The sequence below is a fragment of the Microbacterium rhizophilum genome (genome assembly GCF_039605615.1).
Lineage (GTDB): Bacteria > Actinomycetota > Actinomycetes > Actinomycetales > Microbacteriaceae > Microbacterium > Microbacterium rhizophilus.
On sequence record NZ_JBCNUN010000001.1, the window covers coordinates 737,069 to 748,850 of the forward strand.

General features: G+C 73.2%; 14 protein-coding genes. 7 read left to right on the forward strand and 7 right to left on the reverse strand.

All coding sequences use genetic code 11. The annotated features are described in order from the left end of the window. Window positions 1-36: 36 nt before the first annotated feature. The 6 genes from AAD528_RS03660 (at window position 37) to AAD528_RS03685 (ending at window position 5,620) form a co-directional block, all read left to right on the forward strand. Window positions 37-885, forward strand: a complete 849-nt coding sequence (locus AAD528_RS03660; protein ID WP_345750662.1) for a DUF72 domain-containing protein — start codon at window positions 37-39, stop codon at window positions 883-885. A gap of 35 nt (window positions 886-920) precedes the next feature. Further along, window positions 921-1,481 carry a ribonuclease H family protein gene (locus AAD528_RS03665; protein ID WP_345750663.1) on the forward strand — a complete coding sequence of 187 codons (561 nt, stop codon included), beginning with the start codon at window positions 921-923 and terminating at the stop codon, window positions 1,479-1,481. Further along, window positions 1,478-1,888, forward strand: coding sequence for a hypothetical protein (locus AAD528_RS03670; protein ID WP_345750664.1), 411 nt, complete (start codon window positions 1,478-1,480; stop codon window positions 1,886-1,888). The genes AAD528_RS03665 and AAD528_RS03670 overlap by 4 nt, the downstream gene beginning before the upstream one ends. A 125-nt stretch (window positions 1,889-2,013) precedes the next feature. Next, window positions 2,014-3,336: an HNH endonuclease signature motif containing protein gene (locus AAD528_RS03675; RefSeq protein WP_345750665.1), complete on the forward strand. Its 1,323-nt coding sequence runs from the start codon at window positions 2,014-2,016 to the stop codon at window positions 3,334-3,336. Between the two features lie 63 nt (window positions 3,337-3,399). Beyond that, window positions 3,400-4,512, forward strand: coding sequence for an NAD(P)-binding domain-containing protein (locus tag AAD528_RS03680; protein WP_345750666.1), 1,113 nt, complete (start codon window positions 3,400-3,402; stop codon window positions 4,510-4,512). A gap of 16 nt (window positions 4,513-4,528) precedes the next feature. Then, window positions 4,529-5,620 (forward strand): epoxide hydrolase family protein, encoded by a 1,092-nt coding sequence (locus tag AAD528_RS03685; protein ID WP_345750667.1) that lies wholly within the window; start codon window positions 4,529-4,531, stop codon window positions 5,618-5,620. Window positions 5,621-5,623: 3 nt separating this feature from the next. Here AAD528_RS03685 and AAD528_RS03690 read toward each other — a convergent pair whose 3' ends face one another. Continuing rightward, on the reverse strand, window positions 5,624-6,115 hold the full coding sequence (locus AAD528_RS03690) for a MarR family winged helix-turn-helix transcriptional regulator (RefSeq protein WP_345750668.1): 492 nt from the start codon (window positions 6,113-6,115) through the stop codon (window positions 5,624-5,626). A 130-nt stretch (window positions 6,116-6,245) separates the two neighbouring features. Here AAD528_RS03690 and AAD528_RS03695 point away from each other — a divergent pair, with 130 nt between their 5' ends. Further along, a complete protein-coding gene (locus AAD528_RS03695) occupies window positions 6,246-7,004 on the forward strand; it encodes an SDR family NAD(P)-dependent oxidoreductase (RefSeq protein ID WP_345750669.1) in 759 nt (252 codons plus the stop codon). Window positions 7,005-7,017: 13 nt separating this feature from the next. Here the strand turns inward: AAD528_RS03695 and AAD528_RS03700 are convergent, their stop codons facing one another. From AAD528_RS03700 to phnL, 6 genes are read right to left on the reverse strand one after another with little or no spacing between them, the layout of a single operon-like run. After that, a complete protein-coding gene (locus AAD528_RS03700; RefSeq protein WP_345750670.1) occupies window positions 7,018-7,635 on the reverse strand; it encodes an LbetaH domain-containing protein in 618 nt (205 codons plus the stop codon). Next, the gene (locus tag AAD528_RS03705; protein ID WP_345750671.1) at window positions 7,632-8,525 is read right to left on the reverse strand and encodes an oxidoreductase; all 894 of its coding nucleotides are present in this window, start codon (window positions 8,523-8,525) and stop codon (window positions 7,632-7,634) included. The genes AAD528_RS03700 and AAD528_RS03705 overlap by 4 nt, the downstream gene beginning before the upstream one ends. A 43-nt stretch (window positions 8,526-8,568) precedes the next feature. Then, entirely contained in the window at window positions 8,569-9,165 is a 597-nt protein-coding gene (gene phnN, locus AAD528_RS03710) for a phosphonate metabolism protein/1,5-bisphosphokinase (PRPP-forming) PhnN (protein WP_345750672.1), read from the reverse strand. 24 nt (window positions 9,166-9,189) lie between these two features. Beyond that, entirely contained in the window at window positions 9,190-10,362 is a 1,173-nt protein-coding gene (locus AAD528_RS03715) for an alpha-D-ribose 1-methylphosphonate 5-triphosphate diphosphatase (RefSeq protein ID WP_345750673.1), read from the reverse strand. After that, window positions 10,359-11,087, reverse strand: coding sequence for a DUF1045 domain-containing protein (locus tag AAD528_RS03720; protein ID WP_345750674.1), 729 nt, complete (start codon window positions 11,085-11,087; stop codon window positions 10,359-10,361). Before AAD528_RS03720 ends, AAD528_RS03715 begins: the two co-directional genes overlap by 4 nt. After that, window positions 11,084-11,779 (reverse strand): phosphonate C-P lyase system protein PhnL, encoded by a 696-nt coding sequence (phnL, locus tag AAD528_RS03725; protein WP_345750675.1) that lies wholly within the window; start codon window positions 11,777-11,779, stop codon window positions 11,084-11,086. Before phnL ends, AAD528_RS03720 begins: the two co-directional genes overlap by 4 nt. Between the last annotated feature and the right edge of the window lie 3 nt (window positions 11,780-11,782).

Consider the following 11,782-nt stretch of genomic DNA (forward strand, 5'->3'; position numbering starts at 1 on the left):
CGGCGGGATGCCGCGGGGCGTACGGTCGGGACGACTATGGGCGATCAGGGGCGCGTGCGGGTCGGGGTCTCCGGCTGGCGATATCCGAGCTGGCGCGGCGACTTCTACCCCCGTGGCCTCGTCCAGCGCCGCGAGCTGGAGTACATCGGACAGCACATGTCGAGCGCCGAGATCAACGGCTCGTTCTACTCGCTGCAGCGGCCCTCGAGCTACGTCCGCTGGCGCGACAGCGTTCCGGACGACTTCGTGTTCGCGGTCAAGGGCCCGCGCTACATCACCCACATGCTGCGTCTGCGCAGCGCGGGCACCGCGCTGTCGAACTTCTTCGCGTCGGGCCCCCTGGCGCTGCGGGCCAAGCTCGGGCCGATCCTGTGGCAGCTGCCCGCGCGGCACCCGTTCGAGCCGGACGTGCTCGACGCGTTCCTGACGTCGCTGCCGCGCACGACCGGCGAGGCGCTCGACATCGCGCGCGGCCACGACAGCCGGCTGGAAGGCCGCGTGTGGCTGGAGCACGACGAGGACCGGCCGCTTCGGCACTCGATCGAGCCGCGTTCGGAGAGCTTCGCCGATCCCGCGTTCGCCGCGCTGCTGCGCGAGCGCGACGTGTCGCTGACCGTGGCCGACACGGCGGACAACTTCCCGATGTTCGACGAGGTGACCTCTCGCGATCACGTGTACGTGCGGCTGCACGGCTCGCAGGAGCTGTACATGAGCGGCTACACGAGCGACGAGCTCGACGACTGGGCGCGCCGGATCCGGGCCTGGGCGGACGGATCCGGATCGCCCGACGGGCGCCCGCGCGACGTGTACGTGTACTTCGACAACGACGGCCGGGGGCGGGCGCCGCACGACGCCGTCGCGCTCGAGGAGCGGCTGGGCGCCTGAACGCGGCGCCCGGCGCGCGCGGTTACGGTGGATCCGTGCCCGATTCCCCCCTGCTCGACCGCTACATCATCGCGACCGACGGCGCCTGCCAGGGCAACCCCGGTCCGACGGGGTGGGCCTGGGTCGGCGAGGACGGCCAGTGGGCCGCCGGCGCGATCCCGCAGGGCACCAACAACATCGGGGAGCTCACGGCGCTGCTGCGCGGCATCCGCGACAACGCGCACGTGCGGCACCTCACCGTGCAGGCCGACTCGATGTACGCGATCAACACGTACCGGTCGTGGATGGACGGCCACAAGCGCCGCGGATGGAAGACCTCCGCGAAGCTGCCCGTGAAGAACGTCGACATCCTCGAGGCGCTGATCGCCGCGCGCGACGCCCGCCGCGCCGCGGGCCTGCCCGACGTGGTGCTCGAGCACGTGAAGGGGCACGCCGGCCACCGCCTCAACAGCTGGGCGGACGAGCGCGCCGTGCGCGCGGCGCGCCACGCGGCGAAGGGCCTCGAGGGCTCATGGGAGTCGCGCGCCGGTCACCCCGCGGTGGATGTGGCCTCCGCGCCGCCCGCGAGCGCGCAGGACCGGGTGCGCCGCAAGTGACCGGATCGCGCGTTGGCCGCATCGCGGGCGCCGTGCTGAGCGCCGCCGCGCTCGTCGCGCTCGCGGGATGCTCCAGCAGCGCCGGCTCGTGCGTCGCACCGGCGCTGAGCGTCTCGCCGACGACGGTCCATGCCGGTGACGCGCTGGCGATCACCGTCGCGAACGCGTTCGGCGAGTGCTCCGACACCGGTCCGTACGCCCGGCGGCCGGTGGCCGAGCAGGTGGAGATCGTCCTGTCCGCCTCGGACGGCACCGAGACGGTCCTCGTGCAGGATCGCCCGGATGACGATGCCGCGCTGAGTGCGGAGGTCGTCGTACCGGCAGGGACCTCGACGGGCGCCGCGACGGTGACGATGACCGCACCAGAGGGCGCACAGCCCGTCACGCTCACGGTGCTGTCGAACTGAGCGGGCCTGAGACCCGCGCCCGGTTACCGAGCGGCGGTGACGGTCCGAAGCGACCCGTATAGCCGAGTTCTCCACACCCCACCGACCTTCGAACAAATGTCCAAGGCTGGTGGGATGATGGACGCATGCCGAAGTTCTCGGATTCCGAAGGCCCGGCCTGGGATTTCGCCCCGGGCGAGCGGGCCCGGACGCGCGCGGGGATCGAGCGGCTGAAGCGGATCCGGTCGGAGCGTGCGGCGCTGGACGCCGAGGAGGCGCGGGTGCTCGCCGAGGTGACCGGGATCGCGGTGGACCAGATCGGGCGGATGCCGTCCCACAGCGACTGCGCATTCCCCCTGCGGTCGATGGCCGCCGAGCTCGCGCTGGCGCTGAAGGAATCCCCGCGAGCGATGCATGGCCGGATGGACGACGCCTACGACCTCATCGAACGATTCCCCGCCACCGCCGCGGCCCTGACAAGCGGGGCGATCACGCGGCGGCACGCCCGCGAGATCGTCGCGGCCGGCACCCGCATCGGCGACGACACGGCCCGCGCCGGATACGAGGCCGACGTCGTCCCGATCGCCCAGACCACGACGCCGTTCAGGACGAAGCAGCAGGCCGTGCTGCTCGCCGAGCGGCACGACCCCGAGCCGGTCCAGGATCGCCACGAACGCGCCTGCGCCCACCGCGGCTCGTACGTTGTGGAGTTCCCCGACGCCATGGCCGAACTGCGGATCCTGATGCCCGCCGTCCGCGCGTACGCGATCCAGGACCGCCTGACCGCAATGGGGCACGTCGTCAAACGCGATCGCCGCTCCCTGCAGCGTGCCCTGGACGGCACCGCACCGGAGCCGCGGTCCCCGGAGGCGATCAAGGCTGCCGACGACCGGCACGTCGGGCAGTTGCGCGCCGACCTCGCCGCCGACCTGCTGCTGACCGGCACCCCCGCCGGGCACGACCTCGATCAGCACATCACCGCCACCGTCGAGATCACCATCCCCGTCACCACCCTCACCGGCCTGGACGACGGCGCCGCTCTCCTCGCCGGCTACGGACCGATCGACCCCGACACCGCCCGCCGTCTCGCCGGCCATGCGGCCGGGTGGGAACGGCTGTTCCTGAATCCGGACACCGGATCCCTGCTCACGGTCGACCACCACAGCCCGACGGCCGCGCAGCGCCGGTACCTGCACGCCCGCGACAGGACCTGCCGCGTCCCCGGCTGCACCACCAAGGCGAAGCACTGCGACATCGACCACACCATCCCCTACTCCGCGGGCGGCGTCACCAACGTGCACAATCTGGGATGCCTGTGCGAAAGCCACCACATGACGAAGCACCACGCCCCCTGGGGCTTCACCAATCTCGGCCACGGCAGGATCAGGATCTCCAGCCCCTGCGGCTACGAGTACACCGAGGGCCCGCCCCTGATCTTCCCGAACCTCGGCCCGCCCGCCCCGTTCTGAGACGCGCACCCAAGCGACCTGCCGCAGCGGAATGAGCCACCGCACGCCGCGGTTGCATCTGTCATGACCGCGCCCCGCACCGCCACCGTCGTGGTGATCGGCGCGGGGCAGGCGGGGCTGTCCGCGGCGTTCCACCTGCACCGCAGCGGCTTCGCGAGCGCGCTCGCGTCGCCCGACGCGCGGCACACATACGTCGTGCTGGACGCGAACCCCGCTCCCGGCGGGGCGTGGCAGCACCGGTGGCCGTCGCTGCACGTCGACAAGCTCAACCGGATCTTCGACCTGCCGGGATTCGCCCAGCCGGAGATGGATCCGGACGAGCCCAGCCGAGACGCCGTGCCGCGGTACTTCGCGGCGTTCGAGGACCGCTACGACCTGCCGATCCTGCGTCCCGTGCGCGTGGAGTCGGTCGACTTCGCCGACGACGACGAGGACGGCGACCTCGTGGTGCGCACCGATCGCGGCGCCTGGACGACCCGCGCGATCGTCAACGCGACCGGCACGTGGAGCAACCCCGTGCTGCCGCAGTACCCGGGGCAGGAGACCTTCCGCGGCCGGCAGCTGCACACGCGCGACTACGGACTGCTCGAGGACTTCGCGGGCCTGCGCGTCGGGATCGTGGGCGGCGGGATCTCCGCAGTGCAGCTGCTCGAGGAGATCTCGCGCACGGCCGCGACGTTCTGGTACACGCGCCGGGAGCCGGTGTTCAACGAGGGCGAGTTCGACACCGAGAGCGGCCGCGCCACGATCGAGAAGGTCACCGCCGACGTCGAGGCGGGCCGCCCGACCGGCAGCGTGGTCGGGTACACGGGCCTCGGCTGGACGCCGTACGCGCGCGCCGCGCGCGACCGCGGGGTGCTGGTGCGCCGTCCGATGTTCACCCGGATCGAGCCGGACGGCGTCCGCGAGGCCGACGGATCGTTCACACGGCTGGACGTCATCCTGTGGGCGACGGGCTTCAAGGCGGATCTCCGCCACCTCGACCCGCTGTACCTGCGCAATGAGCTCGGCGGCATCACGATGCGCGGCACGCAGGTGCGCGGCGAGCCCCGCGTGCACCTGATCGGCTTCGGGCCCTCGCAGTCCACGGTCGGGGCGAACAGGGCGGGCCGGGCGGCGGTGGCCGAGCTCGTCCGCTATCTTGACGAGACCTCCGCGGCCGATATCGCGGTCTGAGCGACAGGAGACCGACGTGCCCGCACCCTTCCCCCCGGTGAGCGACGAGGATCTCGCCGACCTGCGGTCCCGGCTGCGCCGCACGCGCTGGGCCGACGACTGGCCCGCGAGCGGATGGGACGCCGGCACGGATCCGGATGTCCTGCGCCGACTCGTGGACCGCTGGGCCGACGGATTCGACTGGCGCGCGGCGGAACGCGAGATCGCCGACCTCCCGTGGGGCGTCGAGGACCTCGACGGCACACCGCTCGCGTATCTCCGGTTCGAGGCGTCCGCGCCGCGCGGGCTCCCGGTGATCCTGACGAACGGCTGGCCGAGCAGCGCGCTCGAGCTCGTGCCGCTCGCCCGGCTGCTCGCCGAGGCGGGTCACACCGCGATCGTGCCGGCGCTGCCGGGCTTCCCGTTCTCGCCGCAGCGTCCGCGCCACGACGAGCAGACGCACGACCTGTGGCACGCGCTCATGACGCGCCTCGGCTTCGCGCGCTATGCCGCGCACGGCGGTGATCTCGGCGCCGGGATCACCTCACGGCTCGCGCAGGATCATCCGGAGTCCGTCGCCGGCATCCATCTGCTCGCAGTCGCGCCGCCGCTCGAGCTGGACGAGACGACGCTGTCCGACGCGGAGCGCTCGCACGTCGCGCGCGTGCAGGACTGGCTGGCGCGGGAGGGCGCGTACCAGCACCAGCAGCAGACCCGCCCGCTCACGCTCGCGCCCGCGCTGTCCGACTCCCCCGTCGGCCTGCTGGCGTGGATCCTCGAGAAGCACCGCGCGTGGAGCGACAGCGGCGGCGACGTGTTCTCGCGCTTCGACGAGGACTACCTGCTGACCCTCGCGTCGCTCTACTGGTTCACGAACACGATCGGCACGTCGTTCCGGCCGTACTGGGAGTTCGCGGCGGGGTTCACGACGCGCGTGCGCCGCGTCGAGGTGCCGACCGCGCTCGCGGTCTTCCCGCACGATCTCGCGCAGCCGCCGCGCGAGTGGGCCGAGCGCGCCTACGCCGTCACGCGTTACACGACCATGCCGCGCGGCGGTCACTTCGCCCCGCACGAGGAGCCGGAGCTGTTGGCCGACGACCTCCGCGCGTTCCTGGCCACGCTCGACTGAGGGTCAGGTCGCGGGCGGCCGCCATCCCTCGTCCTCCCGGATCGCCCGCGCGATCCGGCCGGTGATCTCGCGCAGCTGCCGGGTCTGCGGCTTCGTGAGGCGATCGAGCACCAGGCGCCGGACCGTCTCCACGTGCCCGGGCGCGGCCTCGGCGGCCTTCTGGCTCCCGCGGTCCGTGAGGATCGCCAGGGTGAAGCGCCCGTCGGCCGGATCGGGCATGCGCTCCACCCAGCCCTTCGCCTCCAGCCGCGTGGCGGCACGGGACAGGCGCGACAGCGAGCTGTTCGCATATCCGGCCAGGACGCTCATCCGCAGCGTGCGCTCGGGCGCCGTGTCGAGCGCGTACAGGACCCCGTACTCGAAGTGCGTCAGCTGCGCGTCGCGCTGCAGCTGGGCGTCGAGCGCCGCCGGCAGCCATTCGAGGAGGGTGGCCAGCGCGGCCCAGGTCTCGAGGTCTTCGCCCGTCAGCGGGGCCGGATCGCGGGATTCGGTCATGGCACCACGCTACCGCGCAGATCCGGGCCGTCGAGTTGATCGGGAAAGTCATCGCGCCTACGATTCAGTTGACTAGGAAAGTGAAAGGACGGCCGAGATGGATCTGGGACTGACGGGCAGGAGGGCCTTCGTGAGCGGTTCGACGCGGGGAATCGGGTACGCGATCGCCGCCGCGCTGGTCCGCGAGGGCGTCGCGGTGGTCCTGAACGGGCGCGACGCGGACAGCGTCGGCGCAGCGGTCGAGGCGCTGCGGGCGGCCCAGCCCGACGCGGATGTCGCCGGAATCGCGGCGGACTTCGCGGATCCGGATCAGGTCGGCCGGCTGCTCGAGGAACTGGGCGACGTCGACATCCTCGTCAACAGCGTGGGCCTGTTCGAGGTGGCCGACTTCGCCGCCATCGCGGACGCCCAGTGGCAGCGCTACTTCGATGTCAACGTGATGAGCGGCGTCCGCCTCTCCCGGCACCTGCTCGGCCCCATGCTCGCGGCGGGATGGGGCCGGATCGTCTTCATCGCGAGCGAGTCGGGCGTCAACGTGCCGGGCGACATGGTGCACTACGGCGCGACGAAGGCCGCCATGCTCGCACTCGGCAACGGGCTGGCGAAGCTCACCCGCGGCACCGAGGTGACCGTCAACACGATCCTCGGCGGGCCGACCTATTCGGACGGCGTCGCCGACGCGATCGACCGGATCGCGCGCGCGCAGGGCATGCCGGCCGACGACCTCAAGGCGGCCATCGCGGCCGGGAACGGGACGTCGCTGGTGCAGCGGTTCCTCGATCCGGCGGAGATCGCCGACCTCGCGGTCTACCTCGCCAGCCCGCGCTCGTCCGCGACGAACGGCGCGGCGCTGCGCGCCGACGGCGGCGTCCTGACCGGCATCCTCTGAGGGCGCCCCGCGGTCACTCGCTCTCGTAGCGGGCGAGGAACTCCTCGGCCGGCAGCGCGCGGAAGTCGGCCAGGCGCGCGCGGAGCGCGTCGTGATCCCAGTCCCACCACGCCAGGCGCACGAGGCGGTCGGCGACGTCCTCGGGCTGGCGCATCCGGACGACGCGCGCGGGCACGCCCGCGACGATCGCGTACGCCGGCACGTCCTTCGTGACGATGGCACCCGAGGCGACGACGGCGCCGTCGCCGACGGTCACCTCCGGCTTCACCTGCGCGCCGTGGCCGATCCAGGTGTCGTGCCCGATGACCGTGCGGCGCGACCGGCGCTTCGCGAACCAAGCCGCGTCGTCGGGCTCATCCGGCCAGTACTTCTCGGAGCGGTACAGGAGATGATGCAGGCTCGCCTTGTCGAGCGGATGGTCGGTCGCGCCGATGCGCACGAAGCTCGCGATGTTCGAGAACCGCCCCACGGTGGTGTTCGCGAGGTCGCACAGCCGGTCGCAGTAGCTGTAGTCGCCCAGCTCGACGCCGTCGAGCCGCGTGCTCGCCCCGACCTCGGTGTACCGGCCGAGCACGCTGTCGACCACGGTCGATCCGTCGTGCACGAGCCCCTCTTCCGGCAGCGCACTCATCGCGGACTCCTCTCGTTCACGGCCGCCAGCAGCGGCACGACCACGTCGCTGATCGGCGTGGGGATGCCGTGCGCCCTGCCCAGGCGCCGGATGACGCCGTTGCGGACGTCCCACTCCAGCGGTCGCCCTGCCTCGCGATCGGCGAGGATCGACGTGCCCATGTCGGTAGGGCCGCGGCGGAAGCCGTCCAGGATCTCCCCCGGCACCTCGTCGCCGAGCGCCGCGCCCTCCGCGCGGGAGACCGCGAGGCACTCCTCCAGATACGCCTCGGCCAGCGCGCCGACGTCGGGCCGCGCGAACGCGCCGAGCGTGCGACCCGCGAGGGCCATCAGGCCCGCGACGGCGTTCTGCAGCAGCTTGCGCCACGCCACGGTCCGGAAGTCGGCGACGACCTCGACCGCGCACCGCGTGCCCGCCAGCGCCGCGACCACGACGTGGGAGGCGGGGTCATCCGGCAGCGTGAGCCGCGGCTCGCCGCGCAGCCGCACGGATCCGTCGGGCTGGGCCTCGGCAGGGAACCACACGACGGACGGGATCACGCGCGCGTCGCCCGCATGTGGCGAGACCTGCGCGCGCTGCTCGACCCCGTTCTGCAGCACGCACACGACGGTCCCGGGGCCGCACAGCGCCGCCAGCCACGGCGCCGCGCCCTCGATCTGCGTGGCCTTCACGGCGAGGAGCACGAGGTCGACCGGGCCCTCCGCCTCGGCCGGATCGGTCCGCACGGGACCGGGCACGACAATCCGGTCGCCGTCCGCGCGCAGCTCGAGCCCGTCCCGCGCCGTGCGGCCGTACAGCAGCGGCGTGCGGCCGGCCTCGTGCAGCGCCGCGGCGACCGTCGTGCCGATCGCGCCGGGGCCCACGATCGCGATCGTCGGCTGTGCACTCATGCGCTCTCCTCGTGGTGCCGGGTTCTCCGGGGATACCGGGTTCTCAGGATCCGGATCGGCCGGATGCCCCTGAGAAGCGGGGATCTCCGGAGAAGTCGGATGCCGCGACCTCGCGCAGGAACGCCACGAGCCTCTCGCCGGCCTGCTCGAGCGTGCCGTCGTTGACGATCTCGAGGTCGACCGGGAAGTCCGGGGCGGGATCCGCGCGGTCCAGGCGCGCCCGGGCGGCCGCGTCGTCCTCGCGCCCGCGGGCGGCGATGCGCGCGCGGCGCACGTCCTCCGGCACCGTGATGCGCACCGAGAGGGCCCGGCGGAAGCGCCCGTCCAGCTCGTCGAGCACCGCGCGCGACAGGTTGCCGACCACGACCGCGCCGCCCTCCACCTGCGCGACGGCCTCCCCCGGGATGCCGTACGCCAGCCCATGCGCGCGCCACGACAGGGCGAACGCCCCGCCGGCCTCGAGCCGGTCGAACTCGGCCGACGACGCCTCGACGCAGTCCTCCGCCGGGCCCGCCGGGCGCGTGATCACGCGCCGCGCGAACACGAACCCCTCGTCCGCGAGCGCGGCGCGGGCGAACTCGATCACCGAGTCCTTGCCCGATCCGGACGGCCCCACGATGCCGACGAACGCGCCGCTCATGCGATCCCCTCCGCCGAAGGCGGCTTAGGCGACACGGTCGCCCTGGCGCCACACGCCGCGCACGATCGGCACGGGCACGCCGAGCGGGTGCTGCTCGCCGGGGGCCTCGTCGTACGCGTGCACGCGGATGAGGTCGGCGCGCTTGCCGGGGGCGATCACGCCGCGGTCGCCGAGCCCGATGGCCCGAGCGGGGTTGGCGCTGACCAGCTTCGACGCCTCGGACAGCGTGACGTCGCCGCGGGCGAACAGCAGGAACGCGGCCTGCAGCGGGCTCGCGGGCACGTAGTCGCTGGACAGGATGTCGAGCAGCCCGGCCGCCAGCAGGTCGGACGCCGCGACATTGCCCGAGTGGGAGCCGCCGCGCACGATGTTCGGCGCGCCCATGACCACGAGCTGACCGGCGGCGCGCGCCGCGCGGGCGGCGTCCACCGTGGTGGGGAACTCGGAGATGCCCACGCCCAGCGCGACGCCCTCGTCGACGTGCGCCTGCGTGGCGTCGTCGTGCGCGGCCATCGTGATGCCGCGGCCGGTCGCGCGCTCGGCCATCAGCCGGCGATGCGAGTCGGCGTACCGCGCCGACAGCCGGTGCAGCTCGGCGACGTGGTCCTCGAACTCGTCGTTCGTCAGGCGCCCCTTGCCGACCATGTAGGTGCGGAACGCCTCGACATCGGCGTACTGCCGTTGGCCCGGCGTGTGGTCCATGAGCGACACCATCCGCACCCGCTCGTGACCGCCGACCTCGTCGAACACGTCCACGACATCCGGGGTCGACACCTCGCAGCGCAGGTGCACGAAGTGGTCGGCGCGCAGCAGGCCGGACTCGGCGGCGTGCACGACGGCGTCGACCAGCGTGCGCGCGTTCTTGGCCATGTTGTTGCCGTCGGTCGGACCCGTCCCGATCCGCAGCGCGTCCAGCACGGTCGTCATGCCGGAGGCGGCCATCTGGGCGTCGTGCGCGATCACGGCGGGGATCGGGTCCCAGTACCGCTTGGGGCGCGGCTGGAAGTGGGCCTCGACCTGGTCGGTGTGCACCTCGACGAGGCCCGGCATCAGGAAGTCGCCCTGCAGGTCCTCCCCCGCCGTGGACGTCGATCCGGCGACGTCGACGATCGCGCCGTCGACGACGCGCACGGATCCGTGGATCACCTCGTCGGCGAGCACCACGCGCGCATTGGTGAAGACGGTCTCGTTTCTCATGGGCGGTGCTCTCCTGCAGGTGCGAACGGGTGGACGGAAAGGATCTCGAACGGGTCGCCCGGCTCGGGCTCGACGAACAGCGCGATCGAGCGCAGCGGCACGTCGACGCCCGACACCGCGGCGAAGTGGGACTCGAGCGCGGCGTCCACCTCGGCCGCGCGATCGGCGGGGACCGGGTCCGTGAGCGTCATGTGGAAGCGGAACCGGTCGAGCACGTACGGGTACCCCCACCGCTCGAGCAGCTCGCGCTCGCGCGGGGCGAGTCGCTCGGGGCGGCGGCGCCCGATCTCGTCCGCGTTCGGCGCCGCACGGAACCCGTCGAACTCCCGCACGGCGTCCGCGGCGAGCGCGTCGAGCTCGGACTGGTCGCCGGTCGGGAGCAGAGCACGGAAGCGGTCCAGCGCGGCCGGGCGGGGCGCGGCGATCGTCACGGACCCGCGGGCGGCCGCGAAGGCGCCGGCCGCCTCGCGCAGCTCGGCCTCGCTGCGCCCGTCCGCGAGGCGGAACGGCGCCTTGAGCGTGGCGTGGAAGCCGTACCGGCGGGCGTCGACCGTGAGGTCGCGGAACTCCTCCCGCGCGTACCAGGCCTCGACGACCTCGCGCAGGCGCACCGCCTCCGGGGCGTCCGGAAGTTGACCCAATGTGCCCGAACTCGCGGCGGAACTCGGGCGGATCGGGTCAATCGCGAGCGCCCCGGGCAGCGCGTACACCGCGTACCGCGTCATGCGGCGGCGCCGGACGGGCTCGGGGTGAAGGCGCGCACGTCGACGATCGCGTCGCTCACGGCGTCGCGCACGTCGTGGTCGTGGAAGATCGCGAGCATGCCGACGCCGCGGTCGAGGCGCTCGCGGATCAGCTCGATCACGACGCCGCGGTTGCGGGCGTCGAGCGAGGCGGTGGGCTCGTCGAGCAGCAGCAGCGGGCGCTCGGCGAGGAAGCCGCGCGCGATGTTGACGCGCTGCTGCTCGCCGCCCGAGAAGGTCGCGGGCGGCAGCGTCCACAGGCGCTCGGGGATCGACAGGCGCGCGAGCATCTCGCCCGCGCGCTCTCGCGCCCTGGCGCGATCGACCCCGCGCTCGACGAGCGGCTCGGCGACGACGTCGAGCGCCGGCACGCGCGGCACGGCGCGCAGGAACTGGCTCACGTAGCCCATCGTCTCGCGGCGCGCGGCGAGGACCTCGCGCGGCTGCGCGGCCGCGAGGTCGAGCACTCCCCCGGCGTGCGAGAGCAGGATGCGCCCGGCGCCGGCCCCGTACGAGCCGTAGACCATCTTCATCACGGTGCTCTTGCCCGCGCCGGACTCGCCGCCGAGCACGACGCAGGATCCGCGCGGCACGTCGAACTCGAGCCCCGCGAGCACGGGGATCCGCTGCTGCCCCTGCAGGTGCAGCGTGAACGTCTTGTCGACGCGGTCCACTTC